This window comes from Actinomadura harenae (genome assembly GCF_003696215.1).
In the GTDB taxonomy this organism is placed as follows: Bacteria; Actinomycetota; Actinomycetes; order Streptosporangiales; family Streptosporangiaceae; genus Spirillospora; species Spirillospora harenae.
Genome location: NZ_RFFG01000009.1, coordinates 133230 through 150553, shown reverse-complemented (window position 1 = coordinate 150553; position 17324 = coordinate 133230). Strand labels below are relative to the sequence as shown.

The 17324-nt window shown below is 72.9% G+C and carries 17 protein-coding genes and 1 tRNA gene; 8 read left to right on the top strand and 10 right to left on the bottom strand.

Annotated features, from left to right (window positions below):
• The 3 genes from EBO15_RS07575 to EBO15_RS07565 form a co-directional block, all read left to right on the top strand.
• Positions 1-1044: TGS domain-containing protein (locus EBO15_RS07575; RefSeq protein ID WP_147481411.1), on the top strand; the 1044-nt coding region annotated here is incomplete at its 5' end.
• Between the two features lie 10 nt (positions 1045-1054).
• Complete coding sequence (locus EBO15_RS07570) at positions 1055-1492, top strand: universal stress protein (protein ID WP_199744381.1); 438 nt, start codon at positions 1055-1057, stop codon at positions 1490-1492.
• A 76-nt stretch (positions 1493-1568) separates the two neighbouring features.
• Positions 1569-2396, top strand: coding sequence for a hypothetical protein (locus EBO15_RS07565; RefSeq protein WP_122193584.1), 828 nt, complete (start codon positions 1569-1571; stop codon positions 2394-2396).
• 70 nt (positions 2397-2466) lie between these two features.
• Here the strand turns inward: EBO15_RS07565 and EBO15_RS07560 are convergent, their stop codons facing one another.
• The 4 genes from EBO15_RS07560 to EBO15_RS07545 all read right to left on the bottom strand — a co-directional run bounded on the left by EBO15_RS07560 (position 2467) and on the right by EBO15_RS07545 (position 5599).
• Positions 2467-3087: a hypothetical protein gene (locus tag EBO15_RS07560; RefSeq protein WP_122193583.1), complete on the bottom strand. Its 621-nt coding sequence runs from the start codon at positions 3085-3087 to the stop codon at positions 2467-2469.
• Positions 3088-3287: 200 nt separating this feature from the next.
• On the bottom strand, positions 3288-4307 hold the full coding sequence (gene glnII, locus EBO15_RS07555) for a glutamine synthetase (RefSeq protein ID WP_122193605.1): 1020 nt from the start codon (positions 4305-4307) through the stop codon (positions 3288-3290).
• A 200-nt stretch (positions 4308-4507) separates the two neighbouring features.
• Positions 4508-4579: transfer RNA gene (locus EBO15_RS07550), tRNA-Val, on the bottom strand.
• A 120-nt stretch (positions 4580-4699) separates the two neighbouring features.
• Positions 4700-5599 carry a LysR family transcriptional regulator gene (locus EBO15_RS07545; RefSeq protein WP_122193582.1) on the bottom strand — a complete coding sequence of 300 codons (900 nt, stop codon included), beginning with the start codon at positions 5597-5599 and terminating at the stop codon, positions 4700-4702.
• Between the two features lie 108 nt (positions 5600-5707).
• Between EBO15_RS07545 and EBO15_RS07540 the strand changes: the two genes are divergently transcribed.
• From EBO15_RS07540 to zwf, 4 genes are all read left to right on the top strand, one after another.
• Positions 5708-6619, top strand: a complete 912-nt coding sequence (locus EBO15_RS07540) for a zinc-binding dehydrogenase (RefSeq protein ID WP_122193581.1) — start codon at positions 5708-5710, stop codon at positions 6617-6619.
• Between the two features lie 198 nt (positions 6620-6817).
• Complete coding sequence (locus EBO15_RS07535) at positions 6818-8248, top strand: sugar porter family MFS transporter (RefSeq protein WP_122193580.1); 1431 nt, start codon at positions 6818-6820, stop codon at positions 8246-8248.
• Positions 8249-8313: 65 nt separating this feature from the next.
• The gene (locus tag EBO15_RS07530; protein WP_122193579.1) at positions 8314-9255 is read left to right on the top strand and encodes an aldose 1-epimerase family protein; all 942 of its coding nucleotides are present in this window, start codon (positions 8314-8316) and stop codon (positions 9253-9255) included.
• Between the two features lie 44 nt (positions 9256-9299).
• On the top strand, positions 9300-10706 hold the full coding sequence (zwf, locus tag EBO15_RS07525; protein ID WP_122193578.1) for a glucose-6-phosphate dehydrogenase: 1407 nt from the start codon (positions 9300-9302) through the stop codon (positions 10704-10706).
• 19 nt (positions 10707-10725) lie between these two features.
• Here the strand turns inward: zwf and EBO15_RS07520 are convergent, their stop codons facing one another.
• Positions 10726-11631, bottom strand: a complete 906-nt coding sequence (locus EBO15_RS07520) for a proteasome assembly chaperone family protein (RefSeq protein WP_199744379.1) — start codon at positions 11629-11631, stop codon at positions 10726-10728.
• Between the two features lie 221 nt (positions 11632-11852).
• The gene (locus EBO15_RS07515; protein ID WP_122193577.1) at positions 11853-13607 is read right to left on the bottom strand and encodes an alpha/beta hydrolase-fold protein; all 1755 of its coding nucleotides are present in this window, start codon (positions 13605-13607) and stop codon (positions 11853-11855) included.
• A gap of 214 nt (positions 13608-13821) precedes the next feature.
• Here EBO15_RS07515 and EBO15_RS07510 point away from each other — a divergent pair, with 214 nt between their 5' ends.
• Positions 13822-14994, top strand: a complete 1173-nt coding sequence (locus EBO15_RS07510) for a saccharopine dehydrogenase family protein (RefSeq protein WP_122193576.1) — start codon at positions 13822-13824, stop codon at positions 14992-14994.
• A gap of 42 nt (positions 14995-15036) precedes the next feature.
• Here the strand turns inward: EBO15_RS07510 and EBO15_RS07505 are convergent, their stop codons facing one another.
• The 4 genes from EBO15_RS07505 to EBO15_RS07490 all read right to left on the bottom strand — a co-directional run bounded on the left by EBO15_RS07505 (position 15037) and on the right by EBO15_RS07490 (position 17316).
• Positions 15037-15381, bottom strand: a complete 345-nt coding sequence (locus EBO15_RS07505; protein ID WP_122193575.1) for a hypothetical protein — start codon at positions 15379-15381, stop codon at positions 15037-15039.
• Between the two features lie 272 nt (positions 15382-15653).
• Positions 15654-16115 (bottom strand): peroxiredoxin, encoded by a 462-nt coding sequence (locus EBO15_RS07500; protein WP_122193574.1) that lies wholly within the window; start codon positions 16113-16115, stop codon positions 15654-15656.
• A 162-nt stretch (positions 16116-16277) separates the two neighbouring features.
• Positions 16278-16703: a DUF3052 domain-containing protein gene (locus EBO15_RS07495; protein ID WP_122193573.1), complete on the bottom strand. Its 426-nt coding sequence runs from the start codon at positions 16701-16703 to the stop codon at positions 16278-16280.
• 205 nt (positions 16704-16908) lie between these two features.
• Positions 16909-17316 (bottom strand): YjbQ family protein, encoded by a 408-nt coding sequence (locus EBO15_RS07490; RefSeq protein WP_122193572.1) that lies wholly within the window; start codon positions 17314-17316, stop codon positions 16909-16911.
• Positions 17317-17324 lie beyond the last annotated feature (8 nt).

Sequence of the window (17324 nt, the reverse complement as noted above, 5' to 3'; positions counted from 1 at the left end):
CGCGCGGTCGCCGCGGCGCTGGCGCGCGGCCCCGCCGTGTTCGGCCCCGCGATCGGGCGGATCGGGCCCGCCCTGCGCGGGCACCGGGTGTCCGGCGAGACGTGCGTCCGCCCCCGGCACCTGTACGCGGTGCACAAGGCGCGCGGCGGGGACGTCACGGGCCTGCGGCCAGGCGAGGCGGCGCGGCTCCTGATCCTCGTGGACGGCCCGGACACCGACTGCTACGTCGCGCTCGGAGCGGTCCACTCCGTCCTGCACCCGATCCCGGGACGGCTCCGCGACCACATCGCGATGCCCAAGGACAACCTGTACCGGTCGCTGCACACCCGGGTCGTCAGCCCGGACGGCGACCCGATCGAGGTGATCATCCGGAGCCGGGCGATGCATCCGCTCGCCGAGTACGGGATCGTCGCGAGCGTCCGGGAGGCGGGCGACCACGCGGCCGGACGGGAGGTCGCGGGCCGCCGCGACCTGGTCTGGCTCAGCCGCCTGCTGGCCTGGCAGTCCGCCGCGCCGTCCGACCGGTTCCTGGACGGCCTGCGCGCGGACCTCGCGCCCGGCACCGTCGCCGCGTTCACCGCGGACGGCCGGATGGTCACCCTGCCCGAGGGCGCGACCGCTCTGGACTTCGCCTACGCCCTCGACGACGACTCGGGGGAACGTTCCATAGGCGCGCTCGTCAACGGCCGCCTCGCGCCGCTGTCGGTCGAGGTGCGCAGCGGGAACGTGGTCGAGGTGCTGACCGGTCCGGGCGCCTCGCCCTCGCCCGAATGGCTGGACTTCGCCGTGACCGCCCACGCGCGCGTGGGGATCTCCGAGTGGCTCGCCCGGCACCACGCCGAACGGTCCGCCGACGCGGGACGGCGGCGGCTCGCGGAGGCCCTCGCGGGACGGCGCGTCGACCTGCTCGCCGCCGAGGCGCGCGGCGACGCCCTGGCCGTCGCGCGCGACCTCGGCTATGCGGAGCTGGAAGAGATGTATGCCGCTCTGGAGGCCGGATCCCTCCGTCTGCCCGACCTGCTGGCACGGCTCCTCCCCCGATAGCCTGAGAGGCATGTTCGAGCTGGCCACGGACGGGCCGCGTGTGATCGTGTGCGGCATGGACGGATCCGACCCGTCCTTGCGCGCGGTCGCGTACGCGTGGGGGCTCGCACGCCGGTCGGGCGCGCGGCTGGTGGCCGTGTACGTGGTGCCGGTGGCGGCGATGTCCGCGCTGACGCCCGGTGGGGCCGCGGTGCTGCGCGAGGCGACCGAGCAGGTCGCGAACGAGATGCGCGCCGAACTGGAGAAGGCCACCGCGCGGGCGCGCGTCTCCTACGAGTTCCGCACCGAGCCCGGCGATCCCGCCTCGGTGCTGGCCGCGGTCGCCGACGAGGTCCGCGCGGACGCCGTGGTCGTCGGCGCGTCCGCGCAGGCCGGGCACAGGCTGATCGGGTCGGTGGCGGTGCGCCTGGTCCGCACCGGGCGCTGGCCGGTCACGGTCGTCCCATGATCGGCGGACCCCGATGTGCCCCGGCGGTCACCCGGGTGGATGATCCTTCTGGAGACGAGCGGACGCTGGGGGACGCGTGGACGAGCCGTACCTGACCGAGGTGGGCTGGGCGAACGGCGTGCTGCGGCTGCGCGGGCGGCTGCCCGGCGTCCGGGTCGCCGCCCCCGACCTGGTGGTCCTGGTCCGTGAGCGGGACGGCGACCGGGTGCTGCCGGTCGCGGTCGTCCCGGCCCACGACGAGGACGGCACGGCCTTCGACGCGGGCCTCGACCCGGCCACGGCGCTGTCCGGCGGGGCCCTCTCCCACGGCGTGTGGGACCTGGACCTGGCCGTCGAGTCCCCCGACGGCGCGCGGGTCGTCCCGCTGCGTCCCGGCGCGGCGACGACCCTGGACGGGGTCCCGCAGCGCCGGTTCCTGCCCGGCTCCACCCCGGTCACCGTGTACTTCGACCTGCTCGGCCAGCTCGCCCTGGACGTCGGCGGCGAGCCCCGCAGCGCCGGGGACTGCCAGGCCGACACGCTGACCTGGAACGACCGGGACGAGGAGCTGATGATCAGCGGCCACCTCGTCCTGGCGGGCACCGGGGCCCCGATCAGCGCGTGGATGTCGCTGCGCGACCCCCGCACCGGCCGCGAGTACGACGCGTTCGTCCGGATCGGCACGGTCGACGGCCTGTTCACCTACACCGCCGCCGTCCCGCTGACCCGCTCGTTCATCGACGACCCGCTGCCGCGCGGACGCTGGGACGTGCACCTGGTCATGGGCGTGTCCGGGATCCACCGCGAGTTCCGGGTGCTGGCCCCGGCCGAGCCGTTCCAGCACCAGGTGCGGCGGCGGTTCGTCCCGACCCGGGTGTCGACGACCCTCGCCCCGGACCCGCTCGTGATCACGGTCGGCCGCTGACCGGGGGTCAGGGCTCGACGCGGCGGGGTCAGGGCTCAACGCCGCAGGGTCAGGGTTCGACGCCGCGGGGTCAGGGCTCGAAGAGCGGCTGCGGGCCGATCGCGGCCGCGGCCGCGGCGCTCACCGCGACGACGGCGACGCCGCCGCACAGGTCGAGCAGCGCGGTCGCGGCGGTCGCCTGGACCGGGCCGCCGACCAGCAGCGGCAGGGCCGTGATCAGCAGCACCAGCACCCCGCCCGACCAGAGGAACGCGCGGACGGGCCGCCGGGCGGTCGCGAGCAGGATCTGCACGAGCGCGGTGAGCTGGAGCGTCACGGCGGCGGAGCAGATCGCGTAGGCCGTCCCCGCGGCGGTCGGGCTGAGCGACCGGTCCACGAACGACGGGACGGGCACGCCGGACATCGTCCGGATCACGTAGGCCGAGCCGAACGCCAGGATCCCGGTGACCACGGCCGAACCGAGCCCGATCAACCAGAGTTTACGGGCGGCGACGTCCGCCTCCTCGAAGGAGTCGTGGAGCGCGACGAAGTCGGCGTAGCGGGCGGCCGGCCTGTCGGCGGGACGCACCGCCCTGCGGCAGCGGAAGGACCGCTGCCACGCCTGCGGGTGGGTACGGCCTCCGCGCCGCGCGCCGCCGCGTCCCGGGCGTCCTCCCCCCGCGGCGGGCGGCCCGCTCGGCGTCTCCGCCATGTCCCCTCCCCCCGCTGCGGATGCCTGAGTGTTACCCGGGGTGACCTGCAAGGACTCCCCGCCGAGTAACACTTTGCGGTCATTTGGCAACGGTGGGGCGCCGCATCCGGCACCGGACATGAGGAACGGCCGAGGGCCCCGCGCGACGGATCGCGGGGGCCCTCGGGAGGATCATGGGAGACCGGCCGGCCGGTCCGGGGTCAGACCTGTCCGGCCTTCTCCAGCGCCTCGCAGCAGGTGTTCACCAGCAGGCGGGTGACGTTGTAGGGGTCGATGTTGGCGTTCGGGCGCCGGTCCTCGATGTAGCCCTTCTTGTCCACCTGGACCTGCCACGGGATCCGGACGGACGCGCCGCGGTCGGAGACGCCGTAGCTGTAGACGTTCCAGGGGGCGGTCTCGTGCTGGCCGGTCAGCCGCTCCTGGATGCCCGGGCCGTACCCGGCGATGTGCTCCTCGATCTTGCCCTCGGCGCCCATCGACTCGCAGGCGGTGATGATCGCGTCGTAGGACTCGCGCATCGCCTTGGTGGAGAAGTTGGTGTGCGCGCCGGCGCCGTTCCAGTCGCCCTTGGCGGGCTTGGGGTCGAGCGTCGCGGCGACGTCGAAGTCCTCGGCGATGCGGTACAGCAGCCAGCGGGCGAGCCACAGGTGGTCGGAGACCTCCAGCGGGCCGGCCGGGCCGATCTGGAACTCCCACTGGCCGGGCATGACCTCGGCGTTGATGCCGGAGACCTTGATCCCGGCCTCGAGGCAGGCGTCCAGGTGGGTCTCGACGATGTCGCGGCCGAACACCTCGTCCGCGCCGACACCGCAGTAGTACGGGCCCTGCGGGGCGGGGAAGCCGGTCTCGGGGAAGCCGAGCGGGCGTCCGGCCTGGAAGAAGGTGTACTCCTGCTCGATGCCGAACCAGGAGTCGTGCGCGGCGTACTTCTCGGCGACGGGACGCAGCTTGGCCCGGTTGTTGGTCGGGTGCGGGGTGCCGTCCACGAGGAACACCTCGCACAGCACCAGCTTGTTGTCACCGCCGCGGATCGGGTCCGGCACGCAGAGGACGGGCTTGAGCACGCAGTCGGAGTTGTCGCCGGGGGCCTGGTTGGTGCTGGAGCCGTCGAAGCCCCAGTCCGGGAGCTCGGCGCCGTCGGCGAGGATCCGGGTCTTGGACCGCAGCTTCGCGGTGGGCTCGGTGCCGTCGACCCAGATGTATTCGGCCTTGTAGCTCAACGTCTCCTCCATCCGCCGGCCCGGTGTCTCCGGACGGGAAGAGCCTGACAACAGGGCATTTCGGACCTGTTGCCCGTTTGTGAACGCCATGTAAACCTACCCCTGACCTGCACAAACACCTCTGAGACCCCGGTCACACTCCCCTAGGAACGCCGAAAGCCCCGCCTTCCGCGGGGGGAAGACGGGGCCGGACGTGGAGGTGGGCGCGGCAGGTTTCGAACCTGCGGCCACCCGCTTGTAAGGCGGGTGCTCTACCCCTGAGCTACGCGCCCGTGGCCGAGGACGACGCCCCGGCGACCGGGCAAGCGTACCCGGTCGCCGGGGCCGAACGCGAAACGGTTTCCCCCAGCCCAGCGCCCCGCTCCGCCCTTCCGGGCGAGCCCTCGTCAAGGTCAGGAAGCCGTCGGCTCGCCGGGCGACACCGTGTCCGCGCAGGCATCGAGCAGCAGGCGCACGGCCGGTGACGGAGGTCCGGGGGGAACGGCCAGGTACGTCATGGGTTCGGGACCGGCGAGGCGGCGGTAGGCGACACGGCCGACAGGGACCTGCGGTGTCGCGGCCTCGTACAGGACGGTCCAGGTCGCGGGGCCCGCGGCGAGCTCGGCGAGGGTGTCCTGAAGGTTGGTGAACGGCGGTCCGAACCGCGGTTCGCGGCCGGTCGCGGCGATCGCGGCCGTGACCAGCTCGTGGAGCACCGGATTGACCTCGCGCGCGGACAGCCGCACCGGCAGGCCGGCGACCTGGTCGATCGTCAGCGTCGCGTGACCGGCGAGCGGGTGCGCCGCCGGCAGGACGACGACGAGCGGCTCCGTCCACAGCGGCAGGAGCTCCAGCCCCGGTGCGTCGCCGAGGACGCGGACGAAGGCCGCGTCGAGCGCCCCGCCGCGCACCGCCGCCAGCCGCTCGGCGAGCGGCGCGCCGCTCAGCCGCACCCGGAGTCGCGGAGCCGCCGCGGCCAGGCGGTCCAGGACCTGGTCGAGGCGGTCTCCAAGGCCCTGGCTCGTCCCGATCCGCAGGACGCCGTCGGCACCGGAGGCGATGCCCGCGGCGATCCGGTCGACCCTCGCGGCGGCGGCGAGCACCGCGCGGATCTCGGGCAGCAGCCGCTCCCCGGCGGAGGTGATCCGGACGTGGCGCGTCGAGCGGTCGAACAGGGGAACGCCGAGTTCCCGTTCGAGGCGGGCGATCTGCTTGCTCACCGCGGGCTGGACGACGTGCAGGCGCTCGGCGGCGCGGGCGAATCCGAGTTCTTCGGCGACCGCGACGAAGTACTCGAGCTGGCGGAGTTCCATGGTGCGGCACCTCGCGGCGCCTCGGCGCCGGATCGATTCCGTTCGGTGATGTCTGAGAGGACGAACACGATCTGGTTCCCCCTGTGTTCCAGGAGTCTCATGGAAGACATGAGATCCACTGTGAACACACCGTTCGGCATCGTCTTCCGTGAAGTCGCCGAACCCGCGGCCGCCCCGAACGAGGCCCTGGTCGCCGTCCGGGCGTTCTCCGTCAACCGCGGCGAACTCGCCCTGCTGAAGGCGCGCACCGAGGACTGGCGTCCGGGGCAGGACATCGCCGGTGTCGTCCTCGAACCCGCCGCCGACGGCTCGGGGCCGGTCGCCGGAACCCGCGTCGCGGGCCTCGTCGAGACGGCCGGCTGGGCGGAGCGGGTCGCGGTCCCGGCGGACCGGCTCGCCGTCCTGCCCGACGCGGTCACCATGGAGCAGGCCGCCTCCCTGCCGATGGCAGGCCTCACCGCGCTGCGCACCGTCCGCCTCGGCGGCGACCTGCTCGGCCGGCGCGTCCTGGTCACCGGCTCGAACGGCGGCGTCGGACGCTTCCAGGTCGAGCTCGCCGCGGCCTCCGGCGCCAAGGTCACCGCCGTCACCACGTCGGACGACGCGGCGAAGGAACTGATCGCCTTGGGCGCGGCCGAGGTCCTCACGCAGGCGTCATCGGCGACGGGCCCGTTCGACGTCGTCCTCGAGTCGGTCGGCGGCGCGACCCTCAACGCGGCCCTCGCGGTGACCGCCCCGGGCGGCACCGTCGTCGTGCTCGGCTCCAGCAGCGGCGAGAAGTCGCCCATCGACATCTACGACTTCATCGGCCACGAGAACGCGCGCCTGGTCAGCTACCTGTCCTACGCCCATCCCGCCCCCGCGGGCCCGGACCTCCAGACCCTCGTCGACCTGGTCGCCGCCGGCCGCCTGCACCCGACGCTCAGCCGCGTCACCGACTGGAGCCGCCTCCCCGAAACCCTCGACGCCCTGCGCGACCGCCACCTCCCCGGCGGCAAGGCCGTCCTCACCCTCTCCTGACCACCTCCCCGACGCCCCCTCGCCCCGCCTCCCGGGGTGAGGGGGTCGCGGGGATTCCTTGACCGGGGGTGGGGCCTAGGGACAGGGGGTGGAGGGGAAGATCGCCCCTAAGAGGGCAATCCATCGGATTCGCCTCCGCCCGGAGGATTCCCGACGTGGACGCGCGCCCGCGCGTCCCGCTCCTCCGGGAGGTGAGGCATGACCGCCGGATTCGCCAGCGCGCCGGTCACACACGGTCCCGAGCTGGACAGGCTGCCGCTGCACACCCGGCGCAGGCTCGTCTTCTGGACGTTCTGCGCCGCGCTCGGCGGCTGGCTGTTCGGCTACGACACCGGCGTGGTGTCCGGGGCGATGCTGTTCATCCGGCACGAGTTCGGCCTCGGCCCGGCGATGCAGGGCGCGGTCGTCAGCGTCCTGCTGCTGAGCGCGGCGATCACCGCGCCGGTCGCGGGCCGGCTGGCCGACCGGATCGGACGCCGCCGGGCCCTGCTGCTGGTGGCGGCGGTCTTCGTGGTGGGGCTCGTCGTCGCGGCGCTCGCGCCGAACGTCGGGGTGCTGCTGCTGGCCCGGTTCATCCTGGGGTTCGGCGTCGGCGGGGCGTCCGCACTGGTGCCGGTGTACCTGTCCGAGCTGGCCCCGACGAGGGTGCGCGGGACGATGGTCTCGACGAACCAGCTCATGGTGACCCTCGGACTCCTGTCGTCCTACATCGTGGACCTGCTGCTCTCGGGCACGCAGAACTGGCGCGGGATGTTCGCGTTCGGCATCGTCGGCGCCGTCCTGATGCTGGCCGGGATGAGCGTCGCGCCGGAGACGCCCGCCTGGCTGGAACGGCACGGGCACGACGAGCGGGCCCGGTCGGTGATCTCCGGGTACACCCCGCCGGACCGGATCGACTCGGTGGTCAAGGGCTTCGGGAGCGCGCGCGAGGAGTCCGGGAGGACGCTGTCCGTCCGGGAGCTGTTCGCCTCCCCCGCGATCCGCCCGGCGCTGATGATCGGCCTGACGCTGGCCGCGCTGCAGCAGTTCTGCGGGATCAACACGATCATGTACTACGCGCCGACGATCATGCAGAAGACCGGGCTCAACGCGTCCAACGCGCTGGTCTACTCGATCATCATCGGCGCGATCAACGTGCTGGTCACGCTGGTCGCGATGCGGCTCACCGACACCGTCGGACGGCGCCGCCTGCTGATCGTCTCGGTGAGCCTGATGGCGCTGGCGACCGTCCCGATGGGGCTGGCGTTCACGACCCTGCAGGGGACCGCGTCCAGCGTCACCGCGCTGACCTCCACGCTCGCCTACATCATGGCGTTCGCGGTCGGCCTCGGACCGGTGTTCTGGCTGCTCAACGCCGAGATCTACCCGCCGTCCGCGCGCGCCGAGGCGGCCGGGCTGGCCACGATGGTCAACTGGCTGTCCAACTTCGTCGTCAGCCAGGCGTTCCTGCCGCTGTCGGACGCCGTCGGGCAGGGTCCGGCCTTCTGGGTGTTCGGCGTGATCTGCGTGATCGCGCTGGCCTACATCGTCGCCCGCGTGCCGGAGACGAAGAACCGCACCTTCCAGCAGATCGACTCCGAGATCCGGGGGATGCACCGCCCGGAGGAACGCGTCCCGGAGAGCGCCTGACGCCGTCATGCCGTCCCTGACCAGGCCGCGCCCGTGAACCACGTCCAGACGAGGGAGATCCCGCGATGAGCACACCGGTGTCCGAGACCCGCCGGGCCGGGCTGGCCGCGACCGGCGAGCAGTACAGGATCGCCGCCGGGCCCTACCGCGCGGTGGTGACCGAGGTCGGCGCGGGCCTGCGCGAGCTCACCCACGACGACGAGCCGCTCATCCTGACGCACGACGAGGACGAGGTCGCGCCCGCCGCGTTCGGCCAGCTGCTCGTCCCCTGGCCGAACCGCGTCGACCACGGCCGCTACACCTGGGACGGCGCGGAGCACGTCCTGGACATCGACGAGCCCGAGTACGACTGCGCCATCCACGGCCTGGTCCGCTGGTCCACGTGGCGGGAGGTCGAGCGCGCGCCCGACCGGGTGTCGCTCGCGACCCGGCTGCTCGGCTCCCCGGGCTACCCGTTCCGGCTGGACGTCACGGCCGAGTACGTCCTGGACGAGACGCACGGCCTGACGATCACGATGACCGCCGGGAACCACGGCCGCGTGGCCGCGCCGTACGGGCACGGCGCGCACCCGTACCTGACGGTGGGCGAGCCGATCGACGACTGCATCGTCCAGATCCCGGGCGACCTGTACCTGCCGGTCGACGACCGGATGATCCCGCCGGGTCCGCCGCGTCCGGTCGAGGGGACGGGCTACGACCTGCGCGCGGGACGGAGGCTCGGCCCGCTGGAGATCGACCGCGCCTTCACCGACCTGCACCGCGACGACGCCGGACGCGCCTGGGTGCATCTCGGTGGCATGAACCGCCGGGCGTCGTTCTGGCTCGACCACACGCACCCCTGGCTGGAGGTCTACACCGCCGACGACGTGCCGCCCGCCCTGCGGCGGACGGGCCTCGGGGTGGAGCCGATGACGTGCCCGCCGAACGCGTTCGCGAGCGGCGTGGACGTCGTCCGGCTGGAGCCCGGGGCCACCCACACCGGCTCGTGGGGCATCCTCGCGGGCTGACACCGCCGTCGCGGCCAGGACACGACACAGGAGGATGTATCGCCATGAAGACCCCGAAGCGCGCGGACGTGCTGGCCCTGTTCGGCATCACCGGCGACCTGGCCCAGAAGATGATCTTCCCGGCGCTGTACCGGCTGACCGAGCGCGGGATCCTCGACGTCCCGGTCGTCGGCGCCGCCTACTCCGACTGGGACGACCAGGCGCTGCGGACGCACGCCCGGGGCTGGATCCAGGCCGCCGTCCCGGACTTCGACGAGCGGGTCTACGCGCGGCTCGCAAAGAACCTCACCCTGGTCACCGGGGACTTCCAGGACGCCGCGACCTTCTCCCGGCTCCGCGACCGGCTGCGGGAGGCGACCGGCGGCGGCGGGTTCGTGAGCCACTACCTCGCCGTCCCGCCGTCGCTGTTCACCCGGGTCGCCGAGGCGCTGGCCGCCGAGGACCTGAACCGGAACGCGCGGCTCGTCGTCGAGAAGCCGTTCGGGCACGACCTGGCCAGCGCCGACGCCCTGAACCGCGAACTGTCCCGGTTCTTCGACGACGACCACCTGCTGCGCGTGGACCACTTCCTCGGGGACGTCGCGGTCGAGGGCATGAAGGCGGCCCGGTTCGCCAACGAGCTCCTCGCGCCGCTCTGGAACCGCGACCACATCGCGAACGTCCAGATCGACCTGCTCGAGGACTTCGACGTCGCCGACCGCGGCTCGTTCTACGACGCGGTCGGCTGCCTGAAGGACGTCGTCCAGAACCACATGCTCCAGGTGTTCATGTTCCTCGCGATGGAGCCGCCCGCCTCGCCGGCCCCCGAGGCCGAGCAGGAGGAGAAGCACCGGGTGCTCCAGGCGACGCGTCCGATGGACCCCGCCGAGACCGTCCGCGGCCAGTACCGCGGCTACCTGGACGTCGACGGCGTCAAACCCGGCTCCAGCACCGAGACCTACTTCGCGACCCGCGTGTGGGTGGACAACTGGCGCTGGCAGGGCGTCCCGTTCCTGCTGCGCAGCGGCAAGGCGCTCACGACCACCTCGACCGAGGTCGTCGTCGAGCTGAGGACGCCGCCCGTCACGCTCTACCCCGACCGCGAGGGCAGGCCCGCGCCGAACCTCATCCGGTTCCACATGGTGCCCGAGGCGGCCATGACCGTGGAGATGGTGGTCAAGCAGCCCGAGAACGGGCAGCCGTCCGAGCCGGTGCCGCTGCGCGTGGACTTCGCCGACGTGTACGGACGCGTCGAGATGCCCTACGAGAACATCATCGAGGGCGCGATCACCGGGGACCCCACGTACTTCGCGTCCCTGCCCGTCGTGGAGGAGTGCTGGCGCATCGTCGAGCCGGTCCTCAACGGGACCGACGCCCCGCTGCCCTACGAGCCGGGCTCGTGGGGGCCCGAAGCCGCCGCGGCGCTTCCCGGCCCGGACGGCTGGCACGACGTCACCCCGCGCAGGCGCTGACCGCCCCGCCCGATCCCGGTCAGGGAGTGTCGGGACCGTCCTGCTCGGCGAGGAAGCGCTCGAACTGGGCGCCGAGCTCGTCGGCGGTCGGCATCTCCTGCGGCTCGGCGAGCAGCGACTCGCGGTCGGCGGCGCCCGCGAACGCGTCGTACTGCTGCTCCAGCGCGGTCACGACCTTCTCGACCTCGGCGTTGCCCGCGACCTGCTCGGCGATCTCGGCGTCGGTGTGGGCGGCGGCCTCGCGCAGTCCGTCGGACGGCAGGACCAGGCCGGTGGCCGCGACGACCGCCTCCAGCGCGGCGACGGCCGCCGCCGGGTAGCCGGACTGGGCGAGGTAGTGCGGGACATGCACGGCGAACCCGACCGCGTCGTGGCCCTGCTCGCCGAGCCGGTACTCCAGCAGCGCGGCCGCGGACCCCGGCACCTGCACCTTGTCGAACCACGACGTCCGGGTGATCAGGTCGGGGCGGGTCGCGTGCGCGGTCAGCCCGACCGGGCGGGTGTGCGGGACGCCCATCGGGATGCCCTGGAACCCCACGGTCAGCGCCACGCCGAGCCGGTCCACCAGCGACCGGACGGCCCCGGCGAAGCCCTCCCACTGCCGGTCCGGCTCGGGGCCGGTGAGCATGAGGAACGGCGTGCCCACCTCGTCCCGCAGCATCCGGACGACCAGCTCGGGCGCCTCGTAGCCGGACCAGTGGTCGCGGTCGAAGGTCATCAGCGGGCGGCGGGCCCGGTAGTCGAGCAGCGCGTCCACGTCGAACCGGGCGACGATCCGGCCGTCCAGGGAGCCGAGGAGGTGCTCGCGGACGAGCTGTCCGGCCTGTCCGGCGTCCACGAAGCCGTCGAGGCTGTGCAGCAGGACCGGTCCGGTCATCTCGGGCAGGTCCGCGTCCAGCTCGTACAGGCCCTCAGGGTTCAGCAACGTCTCCCCCACATCTTGCTGTCGGTCGTCCCAACACTAGGACATGAGGGCTCCCATCCCACCGCGCGATGTGATCGTCATCGCATCTCCGCACGCGAGCGTTACGCGCTCGGGCGCGTCCTGCGGTAGGCGGCCGGACATCCGCGCCGAACGGGCCCATCCCTGCGTCGGGTGGCCCGTCCGGCACGGCGAACGGTCGATCACCGGGGCTGACGCGGTGCCTAACGCGGCAGGCCGACGTGCTTCTCCGGCGGGACGATCTCACCCCCCGAGGCGCTCAGGCGCGGCGTGGCGCGCGGCCCGCGCCAGCCGGAGACGTCGGTGTCCCTGGGCGCGTGCCCGGCCACGTAGTCGGCGTAGATCTGGAACCACTGCTGGGCCGTGTAGGGCGACCAGCCGTGCTGCTTGGCCCGTCCGTACACGAACGTGAACCCGGAGGACGGGCCGGTCAGGGCGTCCGTCCGCTGCTGGAACAGCTCGACGGCCGTGTTCAGGAAGTAGGTGTCGGTATCCCCGACGTACACAAATACCTTGCCCTGAAGCTTGGGCCCCAGGGTCGGCCACTCGGCGGCGACCTTCGCGGACAGGTCCATCGCCTTCCACCCGGCGCTCACCGAGTGGTCGATCGTCCCGGACGCCTTGTCCCACGCCTGCGCCGGATATCCGTCCTTGCCCTGCGGGCTGAACAGCGCCTCCCACATGGCCCAGGACCCGCCCGACCGGTCCCTGCCGCCGCGGGCCAGCTCCCAGAGGTTCTCCTGGGCGTTGACGTAGTTGGTGTCGCCCTGCACGTTCCGGCTGTCCGGACGCGGCGTCCGGTCCCATTCGCGGACGGTCTCGTAGGCGTTCCCGTCGCCGTACACGTTGACGATCTGCTCGCGCCGCAGGTCGACAGGGTCGGGGTAGCCCGCGAACGCGCCGCCGTAGACGTCCGGGTAGAAGACCTGGCTCGCCAGGGCCATCCAGCCGCCCGTCGAGCCGCCGCTGGTGAGGCGCCCGTACGGTTCCGCGATCGTGTGGAACTCCTTGTCGATCTCCGGGATCAGCTCACGCGTCGTGGCCTGCCCGTAGGGGCCGAGGTTCGGCGTGTCCACGGCGTAGGACGTGTCGTAGAACGGGTTCTCCTCGCGGACCTCGACGACGATGAAGCGCGGCGCCTGGTCCGACAGCCACCACTGCGAGAAGGAGTTGCCGCCGTCCTCCCGGAAGCCGCGTGGAGCGTTCGTGGTGAAGTGCCCGAAGTGGTACTCGACCGGGTAGCGGACGGACCCGTTCGGGTCGTACCCGGCCGGGAGCAGGACGTTCGCGCCGATGTAGATGGGCCGTCCCCAGAACTTCGACAGCGCCGGGCTCTGGATCTTCACGTGCTTCACGTGCGCCGAGTCGGCCGGGTTCCCCTGCTGGCAGGTGCCGCCCGCGGGGACCGGCTGGGACGGCGTGATCAGCTTGTCGAGGGTCAGGTCGACCGTCCGGCCGCGCGCCGGGTCGATGTCGACCCAGCGCGGCGTGCTGGAGAAGTTGCCGGGCGAGTTGAACAGGTCCATGCCGTCCCCGCAGGGCATGTGCATCTTGACCGTCGAGCCGTCGCCGCGCCTGAACGTGTCGTAGGTGTTGAAGAACGCCTGCACCGAGTAGCGCCCGGCGGGCAGCGAGGCGATGCTCTTGAGCGGGTACCCGTACGTCCCGGAGCCCGCGTCCAGGACGACGCTCCGGCCCGGCCGGACGCCGTCGGCGTCGCGGCCCCAGAACGGGACGCCGCCCGCGATGTCGATCTGGTCGCGCGGCTCGGAGTCCCCCTTCCGGGAGACGATCACGTAGGCGCGGCCGTCCACCGCGGTCTTGCCCGCCTGCCGGGCGGCGGACGGCGAGAGGGTGACGGCGAACCGGAGCCGTCCGTGGCCGGACACCCCGGCCGCGGTCGTCCCGGTCACCACGAGCAGTGCGGCGCAGAGCGCGCCGGCGAGCCGAGCCCGCATGGGCCCACCTCCTGTGGGGGGAGAAGACGATCTTCCGATCGGATCAATCCCCACATAAGGAACATTCGTATCAACTGTCACGAAAGTCGAGGCGACTGTTCGTGAACGTCCCGCCCCCGCACGCCGAAAGCCCCGTCCCTTCAGGGGCTCCCGGCGACACCCCCGACGGCCCGATCCGGCACAATCGGTCCGTATTCGTGGAGGGGACGCAGCCATGACCGACCGCCCGTACGACCTCGTCCTGTTCGGCGCCACCGGGTTCACCGGCGGGCTGACCGCCGAGTACCTGGCCAGGCGCGCCGCGCCCGGCGTCCGCTGGGCCCTCGCCGGACGCAGCGTCTCCAGGCTCGAGGACGTCCGCGCCCGGCTCGCCGCGATCGACCCCGCCCTCGCCGGCCTGCCGCTGCTCCAGGCCGACACCGCCGACGCGGCGTCGATCGAGCGCGTCGCCGGGTCCACCCGGGTCGTGATCTCGACGGTCGGGCCGTACGTGCGGCTCGGCGAGCCGCTCGTCGCCGCGTGCGCCCGCCTCGGCACCGACTACGTCGACCTCACCGGCGAGCCGACCTTCGTCGACCGGATGTACGTGAAGTACCACGAGCAGGCCGTCCGGTCCGGGGCACGGATCGTGCACGCGTGCGGCTTCGACTCCATCCCGTCCGACCTCGGCGCGTACTACACCGTCCAACAGCTCCCCGAGGACGCGCCACTGCGCGTCGAGGCGTTCCTGCGGGTCAACGCCATGTTCTCCGGCGGGACGCTGCACTCGTCCGTCGGGATCTTCCAGGACGTCCTCGGCATGTACCGCGCCGAGCGTGACCGCCGGAACGCCGAGCCCGCCCCCGCGGACGGACGGAGGGTCCACCTCGAACGCGGCCCCGTCCCGCGCACCCGCGTCGGCTGGACGTTGCCGCTTCCGGTCATCGACTCCCAGATCGTCGCCCGCTCCGCCGCCGCGCTCGACCGCTACGGCCCGGACTTCACCTTCGGCCACTTCCTCGCCGTGAAACGCCTGCCCAGCGCCGTCGGCCTGGCCCTCGGCGCCGTCGGGGTGCTCGCCGCCGCGCAGCTGCCGCCGACCCGCGCGCTGCTGCTGAGGCTCGGCACGCCGGGCGAGGGACCATCCGCCGAACAGCGCTCCGGGCACTGGTTCAGCCTGACGTTCGTCGGCGAGGGCGGCGGACGCCGCGTCGTGACCGAGGTCTCGGGCGGCGACCCCGGCTACGACGAGACGGCCAAGATGCTCGCCGAGTCCGCGCTGTGCCTGGCCCAGGACGACCTCCCGGACGCCGCGGGCCAGCTCACCACCGCCCAGGCCATGGGGAACGCCCTGATCGACCGCCTGGTCAAGGCCGGCCTGACCTTCCGCGTCCTGAAGACGTCCTGAGACCGGAGGCGTCCCGAGGCCGAGTCGGCGAGCGCCCTCGAACTAGGTCAGCGGGCGTCCGAGAACGCGGTCGAGGGCCGCGGCGACCTCCTGGGAGAGGTCCGCGCCCGGTGAGGGCGCCGCGGGTGCGGGTTCGGGCGCGCGGCCGGGTTCGTCGCGGACGGCCTCGCGGGTGTGGCCGCACTCGCGGCACTCCACGTCCCCGAGGCGGCAGACGAGCGCGGCCGAGCCGCAGCAGGAGCAGTGGTCGAGGGCGTCGGACCACCCGCCCGCGGCCTGGCAGGCCGGGCAGACGAGGACCTGGTGGTCGGCGAGGACCCCGCGCCGCCAGGGGCTCGCGCCCCGCACGGGATCGGTCTGCCGCGCCCCGCAGCGGAAGCAGGGCATCACACCTCCAACGGGTGCGGGAGGCCGGGCGGACGCCCGGCCGGTGCGTCAGGTCTGCGGCGGACCGGAGGACCACCGCAACAGGCGCGAGCGCGCCGCCCGCCCCCGGAGCCGCGCCCTAGGCGGGGCACCGGCGGCGGACCGCCGCGAGGCGACGTCACGCTCACCGTGGGACGGGCCCGCCGGACGAGACCGGCGGGGCTCCGTCCCCGAGACGGGCCGATGGCCCGCCGGGCGGACCCGGCGGGACGTCGGTCACAGCGCGGCCGGGGTCACAGAGCGGCCAGGGCCTTGCGGTACTCGTCCAGGTCGCGCGCGTCCGGAATGGCGTTGACGACCGTCCAGCGGACGACGCCCTCCTTGTCGATGACGAAGGTGCCGCGCCGGGCGAGGCCGCGCTCCTCGTCGAACACCCCGTAGGTCTGGGCGACACCGCCGTGCGGCCAGAAGTCCGCGAGAAGCGGGAACTCGTAGCCCTCCTTCTCGGCCCAGGCGCGCTGGGCGAACATGGAGTCGACCGAGACCGCGACGACCTGCGTCTCGTCGTCACCGACGAGCGTGGGCAGCTCGTCCCGGATGGCGCACAGCTCACCGGTGCACACACCGCTGAAGGCCAGCGGGAAGAACACCAGGACGACGTTCTTCTCGCCGCGGAAGTCCGACAGCTTCACCGGAGTGCCGTGCTGGTCCTTCAGCTCGAAGTCCGGTGCGACGCCGCCTACCTCGACCGCCAATGCCTCTCCCGAGGATCGACCCGCCCGGAGGCGGGATACTCGTCCCCGCGCATGCGGGGACCCGTCCCGCACAGTCTGCCACGGGCCCGCACCGCCGCCCGGCCCCGAGGGGACCGGAGGCGGACACGGACCCGTGTCACATGCGGGACAGGCCCGAGGGCGTCAGCGGCCCTTCGGGGGGACGAGCTTGGTGCCGGACCACTCGTCGGCCGCCGAGACGCTCTTGGACTGCGTCATCCCGGCGGAGGAGGCGGCTTCGTCGATGTCGCTCGGCTCGACATGGCCGTCCCGCCCCGCCTTGGGGGTGAGCAGCCACACCACGCCGCCGTCGGCCAGCAGGGCCAGGGTGTCGGAGAGGGCGTCGAACAGGTCGCCGTCCTCTTCGCGCCACCACAGCAGGACGGTGTCGGCGACTTCCTCGTAGTCCTCGTCGACGAGCTCGGCCCCCGTGACGGTCTCGATGCTCTCGCGGAGCCCCTCGTCGACGTCATCGTCGTAGCCGATCTCCTGCACCACCTGGTCCGGCTTGAATCCGAGCCGTTCGGCCAGGCTGCGCTCAGACTGCGCCTGACCAGCGGTCGCGCTCACGAAAGTCCTCCCATGGTCGATAGTCCGAACCGGGCGGTTCGGGCAGCCCCCGTGGCGGCCCGTTCCCGCCCCGCGCGGGTTTTGCGGGACAGTCCACACAAGTGGAGGCCCCTCGCGCAAGTGTCTTCCCGGCATTTGGTGGCCTCATTGGCCGATTCGCGCCGGACGTCGTGACGGAACACCCACCGAGCGTAACAACCCACGCTCATCCCGCAAGGAAGGACAACCGTACCTGCCGGTCCGGGTTGTCCACATTGAGGTCGACGAGGGCCACCGACTGCCAGGTGCCGAGTTGCAGCCTCCCATCCAGGACGGGCAGCGTCGCGAAGGGCGGTATCAGCGCCGGCATCACGTGCGACCGCCCGTGCCCGCGCGACCCGTGCGCGTGCCGCCAGCGGTCGTCGGCGGGCAGCAGGTCGGTGAGCGCGGCGAGCAGGTCGTCATCGCTCCCCGCCCCCAGTTCCAGGACGGCCACGCCCGCCGTCGCGTGCGGCACGAACACGTGCAGAAGCCCGTCCCCGCCCTGCTCGGCGGCGAATTTCGCACACTCTTGTGTGATGTCCCGCACCCTTTCGTCGGTCCCTGTGGTCACTCGGACCACGGTGCTCTCCATAGCCCCTG

Excerpts from the sequence above, each read along its gene's own strand:
- EBO15_RS07570 (WP_199744381.1), top strand. The coding sequence starts at position 1,055 with ATGTTCGAGCTGGCCACGGACGGGCCGCGTGTGATCGTGTGCGGCATG.
- EBO15_RS07560 (WP_122193583.1), bottom strand. The coding sequence starts at position 3,087 with ATGGCGGAGACGCCGAGCGGGCCGCCCGCCGCGGGGGGAGGACGCCCG.
- EBO15_RS07545 (WP_122193582.1), bottom strand. The coding sequence starts at position 5,599 with ATGGAACTCCGCCAGCTCGAGTACTTCGTCGCGGTCGCCGAAGAACTC.
- EBO15_RS07540 (WP_122193581.1), top strand. The coding sequence starts at position 5,708 with ATGAGATCCACTGTGAACACACCGTTCGGCATCGTCTTCCGTGAAGTC.
- EBO15_RS07535 (WP_122193580.1), top strand. The coding sequence starts at position 6,818 with ATGACCGCCGGATTCGCCAGCGCGCCGGTCACACACGGTCCCGAGCTG.
- EBO15_RS07530 (WP_122193579.1), top strand. The coding sequence starts at position 8,314 with ATGAGCACACCGGTGTCCGAGACCCGCCGGGCCGGGCTGGCCGCGACC.
- zwf (WP_122193578.1), top strand. The coding sequence starts at position 9,300 with ATGAAGACCCCGAAGCGCGCGGACGTGCTGGCCCTGTTCGGCATCACC.
- EBO15_RS07515 (WP_122193577.1), bottom strand. The coding sequence starts at position 13,607 with ATGCGGGCTCGGCTCGCCGGCGCGCTCTGCGCCGCACTGCTCGTGGTG.
- EBO15_RS07510 (WP_122193576.1), top strand. The coding sequence starts at position 13,822 with ATGACCGACCGCCCGTACGACCTCGTCCTGTTCGGCGCCACCGGGTTC.
- EBO15_RS07505 (WP_122193575.1), bottom strand. The coding sequence starts at position 15,381 with ATGCCCTGCTTCCGCTGCGGGGCGCGGCAGACCGATCCCGTGCGGGGC.
- EBO15_RS07490 (WP_122193572.1), bottom strand. The coding sequence starts at position 17,316 with ATGGAGAGCACCGTGGTCCGAGTGACCACAGGGACCGACGAAAGGGTG.